This window comes from Chryseomicrobium imtechense (genome assembly GCF_041475995.1).
Taxonomy (GTDB): Bacteria; Bacillota; Bacilli; order Bacillales_A; family Planococcaceae; genus Chryseomicrobium; species Chryseomicrobium aureum.
Map to the genome: position 1 here is coordinate 82,867 of NZ_JBGOBM010000003.1, position 19,101 is coordinate 101,967.

Genomic DNA, 19,101 nt, shown 5'->3' on the forward strand with positions numbered 1-19,101 from the left:
CCCTATCGATTTGCGCGAATCAAGACATTCGCAACATTCATACCAGACATGGTGACCATCGGTGAGCCACCCCCTGGATGGGTACTGCCTCCGACAAAATGGAGATTGTGAATATCACGACTCCTATTACGAGGTCGCAAAAAAGCATCTTGTTTCCGGTGACTTGAAAGCCCGTAGAGAGCTCCCCGATAGGCACCGAACGTTTCTGCAATTTCAGAAGGCGGAATGATGCGTTCCACTACTAAATGATCTCGAATCGGCAGCCCCTTCTTTTCAAGTAAGTCGTAAATATGCTCTTTGTATTCATGTATGTCATAGGGCTCTTTCTCCCCTTTTGGAAGTGGCGGAGCATTGACTAAGATAAACAAATTGTCCCCATCTGGTGAGCGATCACGGTCGGTCACGCTTGAGTTACATAAATAGATTGTCGGGTCTTCTGGCATCTCTTGTCGGGTGAATAAAGCATCAAACTCGGCTTCATAATCGTGTGAAAAGTAGACCGTGTGGTGATTCACATTTTTCAAACGAGTAGACAATCCGGCTAAGATGACAAAGGCTGAAATGGACGGTTCCATAGCATCTCTTTGTTTATCTGTAAACGAAGGACGATCGCGCTCTGCCACAAGTTCTGGATACGCTTTTAAAAGATCAGCATTCATCACAACCTCGTCACCCGACCACACCTGCTCACCTGCACAATACAGTGCAGTAATTCTCTTATCCGTGATTTCTACTTGATCGATTGTTGTGTTTGTGTGAAAACGGACACCTAGCTCTTTTGCTACTTTATGAAAAGCGCGCGCAATACAAACCGTTCCGCCTTTTACTGTGTACACGCCTTGGACCAGCTCAAGGTAGGCAATCATACTAAAAGTAGCAGGTGCTCGGTACGGTGAGGAACCGATGTACGTAGCATACCTGCCGAAAGCCTGCAGTACATTGGGTTTGGAAAAATAGCGTTTGAAGAAGTGATCCATTGGTTCTAACGGGCGAACTTTTGTTAGTGCATACCCCAGATTTGGGGATAGATAGTCTGTCCAAGACCGAAATGTCTTTGGAAAGAAATGAGTCTCCGATAACTCATAGAGACGTGTCAGCTCTTTCAAGAAAGAAAAATAATTTTTGGCTCCAAGTGGATCTATTTTCTCTAGTTGTTCAATCATGAAGTCTTTATCTCGACTAAAGACAAGAGACGATCCGTCCTGGAAATGATTCGTCGTATGATGCTTCAATGGGATGAGCGTAAAATAGTCATCCGATTTCCGTCCTGTTTGTTCAATTACCTGCCGGAATACATGCGGCATTGTAATCGTATTTGGACCAAAATCAAACCCATATGTGCGGAGTTGAACAGGCATCAATTTTCCACCGACATGCGTGTTCTTTTCAAACACATCGACTTCAAATCCGGCATTAGCAAGAGTAATAGCCGTTGCCAAACCTCCTAATCCTGCGCCAATTATGGCTACTCGCTTCATCCGTAAAACCTGCCTTTCCATTCCACTTTCTGCCCTTGCATAGAACGAATCATTGCGTTCGCCAGTAGAGCAATTAAAGCGAGTGCAGATGCAGGTAAGGCGAAGGCCAGATACAGCGGTTCTTTTGTTGTAGCGTAAACAATCAATCCTTGAATGCTAATCAATGCATACGGAATCAGTAAGCTTGGGTCTGCAACTACAACCGCACCAACTAGCAAGAAAAGTGGAAGCACATAGAAGCTCGCATAAAACACCATAATAACAGCAGCAAGTGGTACCGATTTGCCAATCCCGTTAAAGATGTTTTTTGAGAAGCCTTTCCAAACGTCTTCATTTGTTTCGTACATCGTGCAACTAGCAAAAGCGGTAATATTGGCAAGCCACATTTTGTGCCCATGTGCTTTCATACGTTTTGAAAGCGCCACGTCCTCCACAATCTCGCCTTTTACTGATTCATGGCCACCGATTGCTTCATAGGCACCACGTTCAAAAAACATAAATCCACCGTGCGCTGCAGTAGCAGGAGGCCATTTTGTGAAACGCGCAAGCCCCATCGGAAGGTGAAATAAGACAATGAAGTGCTGCATCGGAACAAGCAGTTTGTTCAGCCATGTTGGTAATAGAAAGCGAGAAAAACCGGATACCAGTGCCAAGTTATTGTGTTGCATAAAAGCCAACACATCTTGTACTGCATTCGGTTCAATTCGTACGTCAGCATCGACATATAACAAGTAATCGCCACTTGCGTAACCGGATAGTTGATGGCAAGCATATACCTTCCCGACCCAGCCATCTAGCTTAGGAGCGCCAGGCTTAATTGTAAATCGACTGTCGTGTTCGGTACTCGCTTCAAGTGCTTCACGCGTTCCGTCCGTCGACTCATCGTCTAAAACAATCACTTCAAATTTGCTATACGTCTGTTTTTGTAGCGAACCAATCAACCCTTCCACATTCGCCAATTCATTGCGCATTGGGATGAGGATGGAAACGAGCGGTTCTCCTTTTGTTCGTGCATCTCGTTTCGGTCTTGGTAAGACGACGGCATGCAGAAGCGTTATTCCTATAAATAAGAGAAGAAGTGCGCTGAACCATAGATCCCATGTCATCTCCATTCCCCCTTATAGTGCACGGTATGTATCTAAACTTTCGGACACAATATCTTGTTTCAGTAGTTCCAGTTGCTTCTCTAAATGTTTTTCTAACGCTTTCATCTTCTGTTTACGAGTCTCCCCTGGAAGAGAAGTAAATAAAAGTGGTTCGCCTGCTAAAATCGCCACTTCCGCTTTTTTATGATGGCCAAACCAGTAGTACAGTGTAATCGGTATAATAGGGGTTTGCGGGAGTTGATTGGCTAAGTGCCCTACACCCGTCTCCAAGACAAGCGGGCGTATTTCTTGTGAAAACTCTTCTCCTTGCGGGAAAATCCACACACTGGACCCTTGTTCAATCACTTCTTTTGAATAGTTCAATGCTTCTATAATATCCCTACGAGACTGTTTGTTCACAGAGTACGCCCCTGTATAGCGAAAATACCAAAACTTTTTTAATCCTTTTTCGTGCATCATAATATGTGTCGATCGATCAATAACAGTATGGCGCAAATGATAATATAGCAAACCGTCCCACCAAGAGGAGTGATTGGCGATATATAGTGAAGGCGTGCCATCAAATTCTGGCCCCTTCCAATAAACAGCATGAAATTGTTTACGAATTTGAGGAAGCGTCACTTGGCGCATCACACGCTCAAATACAGGATTTCGCTTTGCTTTAATCATGTCGTGTCCTCCACTCTGCCCAACTATAGAGAATGACTGCGCCAACCAATGTTACGCCTATTGCAAGCCACAGACCGGCTGCCCCGGCAGTAACCATAAACATGAAAATCATCATACCGTATAAGTAATACACACGTTTTTCCCACTTCGGAAATGATTCAGTTGCAGGATTTTCAGAATCCATCACCCAAATTAGTGCTTGCAAAATGCTCGCCACAACAAACCAGCCCATAAAATTGGTCCACGGGATGTCATAATATAAACCACCCTCAAACCAAATCCAATATTCATTGGCTTTGAATGCTACCGGATCAATGATTAAATCCATCACAACAGCTGATAAACTTGAAATAATTACTGTGGCAATACCGGGTCGCTTTGTAATACGCATTGCGAGCGCGTGCGTCGTTGAAATAACGAGCAACCAAGCAAACCCGATTGTAAACGGAATATCAAAAATCTTTGCACCGAACCGTTCGGTGTAGTCGTACTCGCCAAACAGAATGCCATACGCAGAGCCCAAATATTCCATAAAAGATGAAAATATATAAATGATGAGTGTGATGACGAGTGCTTTTCCTGGAGAAAATAAAGCAAAGAAATAAAAAATCCCCATCACACCAGCTAACACTAAAAATACAGTATTCGCCCATTCTAACCACGACGGTAGGAGATCAAACCCTACCAGTATGACTCCCACTGCAAACCAGAAGAGAAATAACTGATATGCTCGATCTTTCCACTTTTCCATGAACACAGCTCCTTTGATGACTAGTAAAAAACACCCGAGTCGGGTGCTTAGTGTAAAACAGCTAGAATTTCTGCTTTTTGCTCGTCGGATACAAAATGTTTTGTATCAAACACACGATAGTCTTTCTCCCGTATTGTAGAAAGAATATGACGATAAAAATGAGAAGCACTCTTTAATGGAATTTGAGAGCGTTTTGGATACAGGTGAATAGATTGGTTCGCCTGGTCATAGTAGCGCTCTGCTAAAACAGCTAGCTCTTCCCACGACTGTATAAACCCTTTACTAATCACACCTTTACGCATACACCATTCGGATACTTCAAAGTGTGCCAAACGATCGGTTGGCATATAGATGCGCCCACGGCCAAGGTCTTCTCCAACGTCTCTTAAGATATTTGTAAGTTGCATCGCGAGACCAAGTGCAATGGCATCTTCGCGTAGCTCATTTTTACGAGTAGGCGCCAGGATTGGTAGCAACATTAGACCTACTGTACTTGCCACGTGATAGCAATACACTAATAGATCATCGATTGTTTTATAGCGATGAATAGTGAGATCCATTTCTTGACCTCTCAGTTGCTCTTTAAACGGCTCCGGGTCCATGTCATAGCGTTTAAACACGTCCGCCAGTGCAACCCACATTGGGTCCGCTTCATCATACTTGCCATCTAAGAAAGCCTGGAACTCTATCTCAAATTTATGCAGACTTGAAACTGGTTCGATTCCCTCATCCACCAGATCATCGACACGGCGACAAAATGCATAGACTGCCCATACAGCTAGACGGTCGGCTTTAGGAAGTAAGGAAAAGGCCTTGTAAAATGTGCGGGAATTTTCAGCAATGACACGTTCACACTCTTGGTAGGCTTGCTTGACGTTCATCCGGTTGTCCCCCTTTTACAGTCAAATCATTTAACACAGTCTGTGCGGTCAAATAAGCACCTTGCATCACGATAGGAATTCCACCACCCGGGTGTGTAGAAGCACCTACAGCATACAAGTTATTGAATTTTGTTGGTTTTGCTTGTGGTCGAAATACTCCAGATTGGCCAAGTACAGGGGCAATTCCAAAGTTTCCACCTTGGAAATAGCCTTCTGCTTGGGCAGTAGCCGGTGTACGTATCTCCATCCACTCGGTGCGTTCACGCAAGTTTGGAAATCCATTTTCTTCTATACGATCTAAAATACGCTCTCGCCAATCATTAACATTCTCCCATTCAATGGCAGTACCCGATGGTACCGGAACGAGAATATAAAGAACACTTTTCCCTTTCGGGGCCAGTGAATCGTCCATGACACTTGGGTTGAATACATAAATTGAAGGTTCGTTTGGCAATTCTTTTGTTCGAAAAACAGAATCCATATGACCTTTGAAATCCGGCCCCATCAAGTACGAATGTACAAGTCGGTTTTCATACTTGCTATCGACACCAATGTACATTAAATAGCAACTAGAAGAAGGTATATAGGTACGATTCGGCACAGAAGGTAAAAGTTCCTTCAAAAATGGCATTTCTCCGTTAAAAACTACTGCGTCATGTGAAATGGATCCATTTTTCGTTTTAACGCCAGTAGCTCTCCCGTCCTCTAAGTGAATCGTTTCAACAGCACTATTTAAATGAATAGTCACACCACGCGCTCGTAGCGTCTTTTCTAATAAAGGAATTAATGAGGCATACCCGCCTTGCAAATAGTAAACTCCATGCTCATGCTCTGAGAAAGAGACAAGAGAATACATCGCTGGCACTTGATACGGGTTTCCACCAATATAAAGAGATTGTAATGCATACGCTTGTTGGAGGCGCGAATCTTTGAAATACCCTTTCATCAATCCACTTACAGATTGATATGGTTTTAATGCAAGAAGCTTTCGTATAGAGGTAAACGTCCAAAAGTCTTTTTTCACGGAAAACGATTTAGTTAAAAAGGATGTCATCCCAATGTCAAAACGTTGCTTGCCTTCTGTTAAGAACTGCTTGAATCCCTCTGCATCTTGAGGAAATAAGCGCTCGATTTCTTGTTGCTGCTGAATAGGATCTGCATATTTCGTGTACACTTCTCCGTCCGAGAACTGCATGGAATAAAGAGGGTCGCAACGCAATAAACGTAAGCCTGTCGTGTCCACCCCCGCTTTTTTCAACAGGTCTAAGAACATATCAGGTAGCAAGACAATCGTCGGACCTTCGTCGATTCTGTACTCTCCATTTTTCACAAAGGCTAATCGACCGCCTAGTTTTGAACTTTTTTCATAGATAGTAACTTCGTGTCCTGCTTCTGTCAGATAGAGAGCTGTCATGAGACCGCCTACTCCACCACCGATTAATGCAATCGTCATGCTGTTCCCTCCCAAGCAGGTAAAAGGCCTACAGGTATACGCTCTTTGCCTTCTTCCGCTAAAATTCCATTGGTTACTATGCGTGCAGACTCTAAAATTGTCGGTAAGCCACTGCCAGGGTGAGTACCACCACCGACTAACCAGACGCCGTCTAGTTCTTCAAATTTATTGTGTGGGCGGAATACCATCATTTGAGACAGTTGATGGCCCAAATTGAATGTTGCGCCTTTAAAGACAGAGATATCTTCTTCCCAGTGAACCGGGGTCAACACTTTTTCACTTACAATATGCTTAGATAGATCCTTGAATTCAGATTTCTCTTCAATTGTACGGATGACCAAGTCACGGAAGGCTTGCTGTTCTTCTTGCCAACCGATTTTACTATCGTTATTTGGGACTGGAGCTAAAATATAGAGTGCAGATTGTCCCTCTGGCGCTAATGTCGGATCTGTCACACTTGCATTTTGAACATAGATAGATGGGTCTGCAGAGAGTTTTTTTGTGTGCGTAATTTCTTCCACATTTGTTTTATAGTCTTTAGCAAAAATAATGTTATGATGCGGTAAATCATATACTTTATCGAGGCCTAAATAGAGCATGAATGTGGAGCAAGAGTATTTTTTCTTATCTAGATTCTCACGTGAGTATTTCTTTAAGACACCTTCATCAACAAGGTTTGTCATCACATGCCCAAAATCTCCGTTAACCACTATTTCATCGACTTCTACTTCTTCTCCAGATTCTAAGAGCAGTCCCGTTACTTTTTTGCCATCTAATTTAAACTTTTTGACGCCTGTGCCAAGGTGTACTTTCCCACCGTATTCTTCCACCACTTTCGCCATGGATGCAGACAACTGATTCACACCACCGATTGGGTGATAGATACCATATGCATGTTCCATATAGGAAAGGATTGAAAATGCACCTGGACACTCCCATGGTGACATCCCTAGATATTTTGATTGGAATGTAAAAGCAAGTTTGAGCTCTTCATGATTGAAATAACGACTCAGTACATCATAGAGCGTTTTTCCAATTTCAAGCTCTGGCAATGCTTTCACAACAGATGGACGCATATAATGAATCAGTTTATCCATACGTGATTGAAGAATAGGCGTTAAAGCGGCTAATTTCTTCCCACTCTCATATAAAAATTGATCATATCCTTCGCTATTTCCAGGATACGTAGCTTCAATGCGTTCTTTCATTTTTTCTCGGTCCCGCGTCATATCGAGCGTTCTCTTCCCGTCGAACGTTAATTGATACATTTCAGGAAGTTCGATTAAGTCCATATAATCGTGCATATTACGGCCTGCCGCTTCAAACAATTCATCTACGATATGAATCATACTTAAAAATGTAGGACCCATATCAAAGCGGAAACCGTCCATCTCGATGGCAGCGTTGCGACCTCCCACAACCTCATTCTTTTCATATACATCTACTTGAAACCCTTTAGAAGCGAGTAACATAGCCGCCGCAAGACCACCTGGTCCAGCACCGACTACTGCTATTTTCTTGCTCATGATGGCCCCTCCTCTTTATACAATACTTGTACAATGATTATACAACCGTTTTTGATTTTTGGCTATTGATTCGCTGTAAAGTTTTGTTTTTTTGTCTAACCTTCGCATAATGTGACTGTAAAAGAAAATTAGACATAATGTATATACAAAAAAGAGAACTCCCATGGGGAAGTCCTCTTGAAACTTATAAAAGTTAGTTAGAGCAGACTGTAAACAGAAAAGAAATGACAGACACTTGCTGCAAGTACAAAGACATGCCACACTGCATGATGGTATAAAAACCCTCTCCACACATAAAAAATAGCACCTACTGTATAAAGCACTCCCCCAGCAATTAATAAGAAGAGACCTTCTTGTGTCATTGCGGCTGTGAGTGGGTTCCAAGCAAACACAATCAACCAACCCATCACAACATATAAGAAGGTAGACAATTTGACGAACCGTTTTACAAAATACAATTTAAATAACGTTCCTCCAATTGCCAGACCCCACACGATGCCAAACAATACCCATGCTAAAGAACCTTTTACTGCTAAGAATAAAAAAGGTGTGTAGGTTCCTGCAATAAACCAATAGATTGATGAATGATCTAGCCATTCAAACCAGTCTTTCGCTTTTCCTTGTGGAAAACTATGGACCAATGTAGAGGCCGAATACAAAATCAACATCGACACGCCAAAAATTGTGAAACTCACGACATGCCAAGCACTCCCCGTTTTTGCACCTGCAACAATTAACACGACAAGTGCCGAGATGCTAAGTAGCATACCTAATCCATGAATAAGTGCATTCACGAACTCTTCTCTTTTAGTAAATGTATGTGTTGTATCCATAACCGTCATCTCCTTCTCTCTAGTTTAGAGGAAATAAACGCCAACACCTAGTGACCTCTGTCATCACTTTCTCTGACATCTGTCTGGTGAATCTCAATTTGCTTTTCTAAAACTTCTTGCAAAGAAGAAAACGAAAACCCTTTTCTAGATGCATGCTTTGTCGTCTGAGCCAAATCAAATCCTAAATCATAAGGACTTTGATTGTGTAATGAGTCTTCCGCGAACGAATAGTTCTTACCAAGATGTCGGGATATATACTCCAACAGTTCTTGCAATGAGATGGAATCATCTGTCCCCGCATTTATCGGGCCTTCATAATCGGAAAGCGCACAGGCTTTTAAAAACTCAGCTGCTTCCGCAGAATCAATAAACCCGAAACGAGCGTCTGGATTTTTCGTCCCTATCGCTTTCCCCTCTTCTACAGCCCGAACATGAAATGCAAAGCGCTCCGTGTAATCATCTTCCCCAACCACATACGGAAAACGCACTGTTACAACCGGACAAGGTGCTTGTTGATAAAGGACTGCCTCCGCTGCTCGTTTGGCTTCTTGGTACCCTTCCATACCAGCATATTCATGGCGAGATTTATAGTAAATGTCAAAGTGACGTGGATCAAAGTCGGATTCTTTAAGATTCACACCCGCATTATAGACTGCTACTGAAGAGATGAAAATATACTTTCCAATTCTCGTTCCAAGTGCCTCTAAAACTTCTCGCACTTCTATCGGTGAATAGCACGTGTGATCAAAAACATAATCATATTCCTTATCTTCAAGTGCATGTTTTATCGTTTTATCATCAGTGCGGTCCAGCACCAATCGCTTTACTGAGTCTCCAAAGTCATCTGTCATGCGTCCTCTCGTTGCGATGGTGACATTCACCCCATCTTCCACTAGTAGCTTCACAAGACGCTTCCCGACAAATTGTGTACCGCCTAAAATCAATGCAGTTGTCATGGTAAACTCCTTTCTATAATAAAATTTGCTGTTTTGTATACGCGAGTTCGACCGGACCAGAAAATTCTTTTTTCGCTTCGGCAACAAGAATTTCTCTATCTCCGTATTGAGGCAAGTGTGTCAGTACCAAACGTTCAACACCCGACTGTGCCGCTAGTAAGCCAGCTTGTTGTCCTGTCAAATGACCTTGTATCTTTCCGGCATACTGCGGGTAGACATTTGATTCACTAACTAATACATTCGCTCCTTGTGAGAACGTCACAAGTGCATCTGTCCATTCGGTATCTGCCGTGAAGACGACAGCCTTTCCAGCCGCTTCGATACGAAAAGCTAAACAATAGACCGGATGCACAGTGGGGCAAGTGGAGACTTTAAAGGGGCCAATGGAGTAGCTTGCATACGCCTCAAGCTCCATTCCTGTTGTCACACCTTTGTAGCTGAGCTTTGAAAACTCTACAGAATCCTGTGCGTGTGCATAAATCGGGATCGGGTGATGAAGATTTCCTAATTGTTTATGAATCATTGCAGCATGTTGTAATACGCCTACGTCCGCGATATGGTCGGGATGATAGTGACTAATGAGAAATGCATCCAATTCATGCACGTCTTTCATAGTTAATAATGTAGACAATACAGCACTCCCACAATCAACGATTAAACTAAAGCCATCCTGTTCAACTAAAAAAGAAGAGGTCGCTTCACCTTTTTCAGGATAACCACCCCACATACCGATTGTTGTAATCTTCATCTGTTCACCCACTCTTTTCTACTCGTTTTTTCTAGTGTACCCATTTTCCGAATTCTTTGCATTCTTCCTAGCTAGTGAAAATGGTATAATACTAAAATTACTAGAGATGTGAGGAGGATATTTTAGTGGATGCACTTCAAATTATGGACCAACTAGATCGTGTCCGCCCAGCCCTTCAACCAATCGTCAGTGCAATCACCCATGAAATTGCCGGCTACGAACTACTTGGCCGTTACAGAGACGATGACCACTGGACGTCTCTCGGAGATTTTTTTCTAGATAGCGACATTCCAACAGAGTTTAAAAATGAACTGGATGACCATTTAATCGGTTTGGCTGTTGATTATCTTTTAGAGAATGACTTGCCTGGTTACCTATCGATTAACCGGTCCGCGCAGCAATTGATCGATGAGGAAGATGAGACATTTCTTGCCTTTCTACACGTGCAGGAAAAGAAGGGGTTTGCATTAAAGCGATTCGTATTAGAGGTAACAGAACATGATATCGAGGAAGAGTTCGAAAGCCTGAATCATCTCTTGCGCTATTATAAAACCTACGGAATCCGCTTAGCGATTGACCATATAGGTGGTGCCAGTTCAAACATTGATCGTATTCGTGCTCTTCGGCCGGACATCTTAAAAATCGACACCAGTTTGACTCGCTCTGCCAATCTCGAAAACTTCCAAGACATATTGCATACGCTATCGGTTCTTGCCCGACGAATCGGTGCGGTATTATCCTATGAAATGATTGAAGACGCCAATCAACTGTACTTTGCGTGGAAGAACAACGGTCACTACTACCAAGGCTTTTATTTAGGGAGACCGAGTTGCGAACAGCAAGAATCCATTCAACTCAACGTCTCTTTGCCTACACAAATTCAGTCTTTTGTCGAACGAGAAAAAGAACTAATCACACAGCGATTGAAATTCACAGAAGCCTGTCATCACAAATTGAAAAAACTATCGAAGTGGCAAGATGAAGTGTATGCAGATCAATTACTCCAAGAAGCGCAGGAACTTTTTGATAAGCAAACTTTCCGTCTCTACATTTGTGATGCGAGTGGCAAACAGGTGTCCTCAAACTTCCGTTTGAAGGACGGTTCATGGAGATATGAAGAAACTGTGCGTGGCTCCAACTGGGCGTTCCGACCGTACTTTTTAGAAAATATGATGCGCATGCAGCGAACAAATCAAGGACGCTTATCCGATTTGTATTCCGATATTGAGACACGTGAATATGTACGTACGTTTAGTTTCCCGTTAACAGCGAATTACTTTTTATTTGTCGATTTAAGCTATGAATTTATAACGATGAACGATTTCTTATTTATGAATTAGAAAGGAATGAGTCTTTGTACGAATTAAACCGACCCACTACTTCTGTTTATTACGGCATCACACTGCGCGACGGTACGTTACCTGAAGCAAACAATATGGCTCTGCATAGTTGTGAGAATCCGGCATCTGTCTTGGCAAACCGCAGGAATCTTGCCAATCAACTTGGTATACCTTTACATCATTTTGTACTTGCTAATCAAACACACAGCAATCACTATTATGAAGTAAAAACTAGCGATAAAGGACGCGGTGTACTTGAGACCGCGACGGCGATTCCGGATACAGATGCGTTGTATACATATGAACCTTCTATTGTTTTAGGTACATTCACAGCAGACTGCGTCCCACTGCTTCTTTGGAGTTCGAAGTCAACATTGATTGCCAGCGTCCATTCAGGTTGGCAAGGTACTGTAAAAGAACTAGTACCCACACTTCTCGAACATCTGCTATGTGAAAAAGGAGAAGATGCTTCCACCCTTCACCTCTTCATAGGTCCCTCCCTAAGTGAGGAGCGTTTTGAGGTCGATGTCGATGTAGCAGATCGTTATAAAGCACTTGGCTACGCAGATGCATTTATTCGCTATAAAGAGTCCACGCATAAGTTTCACATCGACAATGGTCTTGTTGTCAGAGAGCAATGTCTACGAGCAGGTATTCCTGAAGAGAACATCATGCAATCCACTGTTTGTACGTACACTAGTGAACAAGGGTTTTCGTATCGCCAAAATCGACAGGCAGGACGCCATCTAGGGTTTATTTACCGACTATAAAAAACGCACTCCTCTTAGAGAGTGGGTGCGTTTTTCCATGTCAGTCCTTCTTGCTGTTCGATTACCTCTTCGAGTGTCGCATCCCATCCATCCACAAGCGGGTTCCAGACGCGAACATAGGTCATATTCTCTTTCGTATCATGCACCAGAAATTCATAGCACGTGACCCACTGAAGCTCGCCTTCATCAAAATCGAGTAGATGATTGACGGTCTCAACAAAGTCTCCTGAATGCTCCTCTTTATCTGCGAGTGCTTCTTGGACGCCTGTCAGTAAAAACTGCTCGCCTGCTTCCACTGCGTTCTCTTTTGCGTATCGAAAGGGGTCTCCAGTGTGTTCATCAAAATCTACATCTGCTTCATTGGGCAAGAACCTTGTATGCAATGGACTAAAAACAAGTTGCATATAAGTTTCTGCTTGTTCCTCTTCAAATACTCCTGCTGCAAGTTGACGAGAGCCGTGTGACGTCAACGCGTACCTATCTTTCCCTAGCTCAACCAAACCATTTCGAGTCATTTTCTCAAGCAAATCTTCAATAAACAATTCTTCCACATAGAGTAAGTCTGCAATGGCTCTAGCTCGTCGAACAGATACGGTCTCGATGACTTGCAAGATCATGCGCATCAAAATATCTAAACGAAACCTGCGTACCGGACTAAACGCAACTTCAAATGTATATACCGGTAATTGCCAACTGCGTTGTTCTTTTAGAGTGAGGACTGGATTTCTGAGCAATTGATTGCGTAGTTTAGTTTGGAACTCCGACATGGGTCAGCACCTCCTCCGGTAAGCGATGGCCACCTAGCTCCTGTACGGTTTGATAGACGTGGGAATACATCTCTTTAGTAGCAGCACGTTTCACACGTTTTGTGAACATCTCACTGCTTCCAATCAATACAAGAAGCTCCATCGCACGAGACAGCGCTACATTTAGCCGTCGGTAGTCGTTGGCAAATCCAATATCCCCTCTTGACTCTTGATGGTTTCGTACCATGCTTAACAGAATCACTTCCATCTCCATCCCTTGGAAGCGATCGACCGTTCCAGTTCGAATGTGAAGATGGGATAGTCGTAGTTCTTGCTGAATCAAACGGTCGAGCTGTTTTACTTGTTCCCCGTAGAAGCTGATGACACCGACTGACTTTTGATAGTCGTGTGGATACTTTCCGGCTTCTTTTGCCTTACCAATGGCTTCATTCAAATCGAGTAAGGCTTGTTTCGTCAAGCCGAGCTCTTTAGGGTTCCAAAGACTACGTCCCCCTTTCACTCGCTCTTCAAAGTACTCTTGTTGGTTCGGGGTATCAAGCCACACCACATGATTGTTTGCAGTAACCCAAGGCAAATCGAGACCATGGGCTCGCATCGCATCCGAGTCCACAAGTCCGCATTGGAGTTCATCTTCTTCGTATTGATAGAACGGACTGATTGTTCTCATAATCGATTCATGCATTCGGTACTGGATCGCGAGCATCGTTTTATGTGTAGACGGTAAGTTTTTATATAAACGTTCAAATAGAGACTCTTTTAATAGGTTCTCGATTTCTTGTTTTCCAGCAAACTCTGGTTGTTCTTCTACCATCTTGCCTAGGACTTCTTCTAACGTATCATCGCCGAGCAGTGGCGGTAGTTGGTGATGATCTCCAACAAGAATCACTTTTTTTCCTTTTAACATCGGGAGCAGCAACTCTGGTGGTGTTGCTTTAGAAACTTCATCAATAATGACCACATCAAATGATGGATAATTTTCTACGAAGTCTTTACGCGCAGACGCTACACAAGTCGTTCCAATAACGTTTGCATATTTGACGTTCAGTTTACGGATCTCATCGACATCTTCTGCCGATGCATTTTCGAGGAGTTCCTGCCACTGTGATTGAAGCTGTTGGTGCACCGGTGCCTCTGCGTTCTCTTTTTCAAGCTTTCCAAGTTCGAACTGCAGAGAAAGCCACTCTTTCTGAACGGCTTCCAATCGCTCTTCTGGTGTAGTAACTAGTAAAGGCTCCAAAAGCCCTCGTTCTTGTTCAAGTTTGAGAATATCTGTATCGTAGCGGGATGAGCTCTCTAAAAACTCAGCTAGATTCACTTGCGCTTGTTCATACGCTAATTTAGCCGTCCCCATGTTTTCTTGCGCTTGTTGATAGGTAGCATCAAATTCTTCCATCGTTCGCTTTATTTTTATAAGCTTTTCAAGTTCTCGTTCAGTTGTAAACATCGTGACATCTTCAAGTGCTTCTACTTTCTCTCGGTAGTGGTCCCCGTTTAGAGAAACCCATTGCTCTTGCCAGTCCTCCTGAACTTTCCTCAAAGTGGTAAATTGCTCTTGCAAGCCCGCTGTTTCTTTCAAAAGCTGTTCATTATGCAATTTGTGAATGTGTAGGAGTTCTTGCCTTAAAAGATCCAGTTCAGACTCTCCTCGTTCTACTAATTCGTCATAATAAGACTTTACGGCTGCCATATAACGCATGCGACCGTATAACCCCTGAACGTATTCTGCAATCCCAATTTGGTTAGGCAACTCGCCGAGCCTGATCCAATTCCTACCTTGATCCAAATAACTTTGCAGCTCTTCTTTTCGGTACACGGGTTCCTGTACTGGTCGAATTGGTCGCCGTTTCTCACCAAGTCGTGTTATGAAGTAATCCAGCGCCTTTTCGTAGAGTGCTACTAGTTCTTTAACAGGATGATACGTTTTAATTAAATCTCGAATTCCTTGAATACCCTTTAATTTAAACAACACACGAGATGTTGCATACTGCGGGTCACTTTCAAGCACATCTTGAAAAGATGCCACAGATTTTAAATTTCGTATAGTTTGTTGGTGCTCCTCTACAGAGTCGAGGCCAGCCTGCAGTTCCTGTAATCGTTGTTCAACTTCAGCGAACCTAGTTGTAGCTTGCTGAATTTCTTGGTGAATTTTCTTTAGTTCTACCAAACGTGCCATTTCACCGAGCAGCTCATTTTTTTGGGCAATTTCTTGTTCAAGGTCGACCATCTCTGGAAATGCTGCTGCTTGTTCATTTAATTTTTCAAGTTGCGCCATACGTTCAGACACTTCTTGATCTTTCATCTGCACGAACCCTGATAGCCGTATCCGATCTTCTTCGAGTTGCTGTACTTTCAGCTTTAACTCATCAAGTTGCAAAGTAAGATTGGCATGTTCAGCAACAGCCGTCTCTTTCTTTTTCACTTCTTGTTTCCATTGTTCGACTTCTAGAGAGACCTTTTCGAAGCGTGGACGAATCACTGCTAGTTCACTAGTTAACTGTTCAAGACGCTCTTTTCGCTCATTCACTGTCGAAGTGACCGTTTTTAACGTTACTTCCCTCCAATAATCTCCGATGTTCTCTTCTATAATTCGTTTTCCCTCTTCTTCAATACTCTCCGTTCGCCCTACACGTAAAATACGAATGTCTTTGTTTGCTAGTAAACGACTTAATGCATTATCTACTGCAAGATTTGATTGTGAAGCGACAAGTGTTCGTAATCCAGCCTTTGCGTTCTGCAAACAAATTTCGGAAATAACGGTCGTCTTGCCTGTACCTGGTGGGCCTTGTATGACATACAAGTCTTCTGCTGCGAGGGCACCTTCAACTGCACGGCGCTGAAATTCATTCAGTGGGTGAGAATAGGAAATCTTCGGAATTTCTTTTAAAGGTGCAACAGGTGGGCTTTCTTCAAACAAGATTTGTTCGAGCAAGGGGTTCTCAGCATGCCCTTTCTCAAGCTGTTGGAACCCTGAACGCAGTCTTCGAATTTGACTGACTGATGCGAAATTCGTAAATACCGCATCCGTCCCAAAACGATCGAGGGGTGTGCGACGAAGTACATCTTCCATATATGGGAGAACTGTCACTTCAATCGTGCGATCTCGCGGTGAGACTTTCGTCACCTTCCCGATCTCGCGACCAATACTTAGAAGTTTTACATCCATTTCCCGCAAATTCTTCCACTGGTCATTTTTCACTACAGCACCATAAAGGGTTAGTTTTCGGAAATCTTTTTGAAGCGACACAGATTCATAGCTCGCTCGTATGTCCGCAATATCTAACTGCTGTTCTTGGATGGCCAAATAGCCTTCCCAACCCGCAATTCGCCTCTTCACATAAGCGGTTCGCTCATTGGCATGGGGCAAGTCTGCGAGCCATTCCCGAAAGGCTAGTGGAATTGGGTTTCGGACGCGCACATCCGGCACGAACGTCAAATTGACTTCTCTTCTCCAATTTGTTGCACGGCTTGCTTTCTTTGGTGCCATCATAAAGTGGACAGCTGTCAGAACATTTTCTTCAAGCAGTAGAGTCAAAACAGGCACTTTATGGTCTGCTTGTGCGTGTGAAAACGCCGTAAAATAGAGCAGCACCTTTGTAGCGGTCTGCTCTGGGTCTTTATTCTTTTCGATGAGAACACTATATGTCTGCTGGTCCGATAAAAACCCCGTCTCACTCCATCCAAATCGTTTAAACGCGTCTTGGACAGACTTCGTGAGGCGGACAGGACATGAAAATGTACGAAGCGTTGTCATGATATCCCTCATTTATTTCTGCTTTCTTAATAGTACACTGAATAGGGAGGAGATGAAACCGTCAGAAGTCCTTAGTTTAAAGATGTCATTTCCCGGGAAATTCTTTTCTATTATCTAGTTTGAATGGTATACTTCTCAGTACCTACTTAACGACTTGGAAAGGATGGAATAAATGGCATTCACACATTATGGACGCGTACCTTTTCAAAATTTTGACGAGGCAGCGGATACGATCCTTAAAATGATGGCGAAGCTTCTGAACATCAATACATTGTTCATTGCCAAGAACGATACTGTCTCAAATGAGATTTATAAGGTAATGAATAAAGAAAAGGATTTATTAGAAGCCGGTACTGTTTTGCCATTTGAACAAACGTACTGCAAAGTAAGTGTCGACCATGGCAACCACGTCCTCTACATCCCCGACATTTCAAGCCATGAAAGTACGAAACATCTTCAAGTCACACACAATCTTAAGTCAGGAAGTTTTGTTGGTATTCCTATTTACACGGGGGACGGCAAAAATTATGGTACGATTTGCGGCTTAGATACCACACCCTTTGAATTGAGTGAAGAGCACTTGAATTTATTTGAAACGATGAGCGACTTGCTCTCTTATGTGTTAGAACTCGATGATGCGCAGCGCCAGATTCAAAACCTGTCCGTTCCAATCGTGCCGCTAACAGAGGGAATAGCTATTTTACCCGTAATCGGAAACATTACACGCCGCCGTGTCGAACAGTTAGTGGAGGTCGCTCTTACACGCAGCCAAGAAATGAATTTGGATTATTTGCTTGTAGACCTTTCAGGAATCACTGAAATGGATCAATCAGCAGCGGACTCCTTGATGAAAATCACGAACCTATTAAACCTTTTAGGCGTTAAACCAGTCCTTACTGGACTACGCCCTGAAACTGTCTTGCAAACAAACCGATTAGGCATTCAATTAAAAAACGTGATGATAGAAGCGAATATTGAACGTGCTTTAAAAAACATAGGGTTTACACTAGAACGAAATCACTAAGCACACAAAAAGGCACCCGTTACTGGGTGCCTTTGTAGTCTTAGTTTAAATCTTCTGCTGCTTGTTCTTGAAGATCTTGAAACGCTTTCGATACACGTTCAAACTCAGCATCTTCTTCAATTTCATACAGCTCTTCTTCACTTTCTACACGAAGGAAGAAAACATCGATGTCTTCTTTCGAATCATCTTGTACATCTTCTGAGAATGCAACGGCTGCATAATTTACTTCTTCAACAGTAACGAGTCCAAGAACTTCAATTTCTACTTCTTGTCCGTTCTCATCTTCCATTGAAAAAACATCGCCTACTTGTACTGTACTCATGTGGGTTCCTCCTCGTAATCTATCTCACTTTCACAGCATAGCATAATTGCAGCTGTCTATACCTATCTTTTCCCTAGAGAAAATGCTTTAAAACGATTTATTGAAGGTTAGTTGGTTTCCCACGTATGCAAGTGTCTCTCGCAGGACGAATGGAAACTGCTCACCCCAACTTGTGTAAACGCTTTGTGGTGTGGGCGCAGCCATCACTTCCAATCCAAACACGTCTGCCATCATTAACGCACGTTTCATATGGAATGGGTCGCTCACTAAAAGAAAGTCACCAAGACTTAGCTCTTCTGCAAGTTCTTTTGTGAACAACATATTCTCTCGTGTCACAAGTGATCGGTCTTCTACAACAATCACGTCTTCTGGAATCCCTACAGATAACGCGTACAGTTTAGACGCTTCCGCTTCACTAATGAGACCCCCTTCTGTCAGGCCACCCGTGAATACGATGCGCTCAACCAGCTCGTGTTCATAAAGCCAAATTGCGTGATCAATGCGTTCTCGCAAAGCATAGGATGGTTCCTCACCGTCTAAACGTGTTCCTAAAACTAATGCTGCATCTGCTTTTGTATAGTCTGCTTCTGCCGTGAAGGTCCAAATCCCATACATCGAAACAACTATATAAACTAACAAACTCGTTAATACTAATTTTGCCGTAACGTGCATAATGCTCTCAAATCCCCGTCTCTATAGTCTCTAATTACTTTAGTATAGAAGATT

The 19,101-nt window shown here is 43.0% G+C and carries 17 protein-coding genes; 3 read left to right on the forward strand and 14 right to left on the reverse strand.

The features are described 5' to 3' along the window. Window positions 1-2: 2 nt before the first annotated feature. From AB5N96_RS03600 to AB5N96_RS03645, 10 genes are all read right to left on the reverse strand, one after another. Complete coding sequence (locus AB5N96_RS03600; protein WP_499704641.1) at window positions 3-1,478, reverse strand: phytoene desaturase family protein; 1,476 nt, start codon at window positions 1,476-1,478, stop codon at window positions 3-5. Next, the gene (locus AB5N96_RS03605) at window positions 1,475-2,584 is read right to left on the reverse strand and encodes a glycosyltransferase family 2 protein (protein ID WP_499704642.1); all 1,110 of its coding nucleotides are present in this window, start codon (window positions 2,582-2,584) and stop codon (window positions 1,475-1,477) included. The genes AB5N96_RS03600 and AB5N96_RS03605 overlap by 4 nt, the downstream gene beginning before the upstream one ends. A 12-nt stretch (window positions 2,585-2,596) precedes the next feature. Further along, on the reverse strand, window positions 2,597-3,253 hold the full coding sequence (locus AB5N96_RS03610; protein WP_499704643.1) for a lysophospholipid acyltransferase family protein: 657 nt from the start codon (window positions 3,251-3,253) through the stop codon (window positions 2,597-2,599). Next, window positions 3,246-4,004: a carotenoid biosynthesis protein gene (locus AB5N96_RS03615; protein WP_204591388.1), complete on the reverse strand. Its 759-nt coding sequence runs from the start codon at window positions 4,002-4,004 to the stop codon at window positions 3,246-3,248. Before AB5N96_RS03615 ends, AB5N96_RS03610 begins: the two co-directional genes overlap by 8 nt. 47 nt (window positions 4,005-4,051) lie before the next feature. Next, on the reverse strand, window positions 4,052-4,885 hold the full coding sequence (locus tag AB5N96_RS03620; protein ID WP_499704644.1) for a phytoene/squalene synthase family protein: 834 nt from the start codon (window positions 4,883-4,885) through the stop codon (window positions 4,052-4,054). Next, a complete protein-coding gene (locus tag AB5N96_RS03625) occupies window positions 4,854-6,338 on the reverse strand; it encodes a phytoene desaturase family protein (RefSeq protein ID WP_392455430.1) in 1,485 nt (494 codons plus the stop codon). Before AB5N96_RS03625 ends, AB5N96_RS03620 begins: the two co-directional genes overlap by 32 nt. After that, complete coding sequence (locus AB5N96_RS03630) at window positions 6,335-7,864, reverse strand: phytoene desaturase family protein (RefSeq protein ID WP_499704645.1); 1,530 nt, start codon at window positions 7,862-7,864, stop codon at window positions 6,335-6,337. The genes AB5N96_RS03625 and AB5N96_RS03630 overlap by 4 nt, the downstream gene beginning before the upstream one ends. A gap of 197 nt (window positions 7,865-8,061) precedes the next feature. After that, on the reverse strand, window positions 8,062-8,697 hold the full coding sequence (trhA, locus tag AB5N96_RS03635) for a PAQR family membrane homeostasis protein TrhA (RefSeq protein WP_499704646.1): 636 nt from the start codon (window positions 8,695-8,697) through the stop codon (window positions 8,062-8,064). 47 nt (window positions 8,698-8,744) lie between these two features. Next, a complete protein-coding gene (locus tag AB5N96_RS03640) occupies window positions 8,745-9,653 on the reverse strand; it encodes an NAD-dependent epimerase/dehydratase family protein (protein WP_204591376.1) in 909 nt (302 codons plus the stop codon). Between the two features lie 13 nt (window positions 9,654-9,666). Next, window positions 9,667-10,401, reverse strand: coding sequence for an MBL fold metallo-hydrolase (locus AB5N96_RS03645; protein WP_204591374.1), 735 nt, complete (start codon window positions 10,399-10,401; stop codon window positions 9,667-9,669). Window positions 10,402-10,526: 125 nt separating this feature from the next. On the opposite strand from AB5N96_RS03645, the gene AB5N96_RS03650 reads away from it, so the two are divergent. Together AB5N96_RS03650 and AB5N96_RS03655 are read left to right on the forward strand one after the other, a co-directional pair. After that, complete coding sequence (locus AB5N96_RS03650) at window positions 10,527-11,741, forward strand: EAL domain-containing protein (RefSeq protein ID WP_499704647.1); 1,215 nt, start codon at window positions 10,527-10,529, stop codon at window positions 11,739-11,741. A gap of 14 nt (window positions 11,742-11,755) precedes the next feature. After that, window positions 11,756-12,511 carry a purine nucleoside phosphorylase YfiH/LACC1 family protein gene (locus AB5N96_RS03655; RefSeq protein WP_499704648.1) on the forward strand — a complete coding sequence of 252 codons (756 nt, stop codon included), beginning with the start codon at window positions 11,756-11,758 and terminating at the stop codon, window positions 12,509-12,511. A 14-nt stretch (window positions 12,512-12,525) separates the two neighbouring features. On the opposite strand, the gene AB5N96_RS03660 is transcribed toward AB5N96_RS03655, so the two are convergent. Then, a complete protein-coding gene (locus AB5N96_RS03660; RefSeq protein ID WP_499704649.1) occupies window positions 12,526-13,278 on the reverse strand; it encodes a hypothetical protein in 753 nt (250 codons plus the stop codon). Continuing rightward, entirely contained in the window at window positions 13,259-17,029 is a 3,771-nt protein-coding gene (locus AB5N96_RS03665; RefSeq protein WP_499704650.1) for a DEAD/DEAH box helicase, read from the reverse strand. The genes AB5N96_RS03660 and AB5N96_RS03665 overlap by 20 nt, the downstream gene beginning before the upstream one ends. Window positions 17,030-17,201: 172 nt before the next feature. On the opposite strand from AB5N96_RS03665, the gene AB5N96_RS03670 reads away from it, so the two are divergent. Further along, the gene (locus tag AB5N96_RS03670; RefSeq protein WP_499704651.1) at window positions 17,202-18,053 is read left to right on the forward strand and encodes an STAS domain-containing protein; all 852 of its coding nucleotides are present in this window, start codon (window positions 17,202-17,204) and stop codon (window positions 18,051-18,053) included. Window positions 18,054-18,093: 40 nt separating this feature from the next. Here the strand turns inward: AB5N96_RS03670 and AB5N96_RS03675 are convergent, their stop codons facing one another. Both AB5N96_RS03675 and AB5N96_RS03680 read right to left on the reverse strand, forming a co-directional pair. Continuing rightward, window positions 18,094-18,375 (reverse strand): DUF1292 domain-containing protein, encoded by a 282-nt coding sequence (locus tag AB5N96_RS03675; protein WP_204591364.1) that lies wholly within the window; start codon window positions 18,373-18,375, stop codon window positions 18,094-18,096. An 87-nt stretch (window positions 18,376-18,462) separates the two neighbouring features. Beyond that, the gene (locus tag AB5N96_RS03680) at window positions 18,463-19,047 is read right to left on the reverse strand and encodes a YdcF family protein (protein WP_499704652.1); all 585 of its coding nucleotides are present in this window, start codon (window positions 19,045-19,047) and stop codon (window positions 18,463-18,465) included. Window positions 19,048-19,101: the final 54 nt, after the last annotated feature.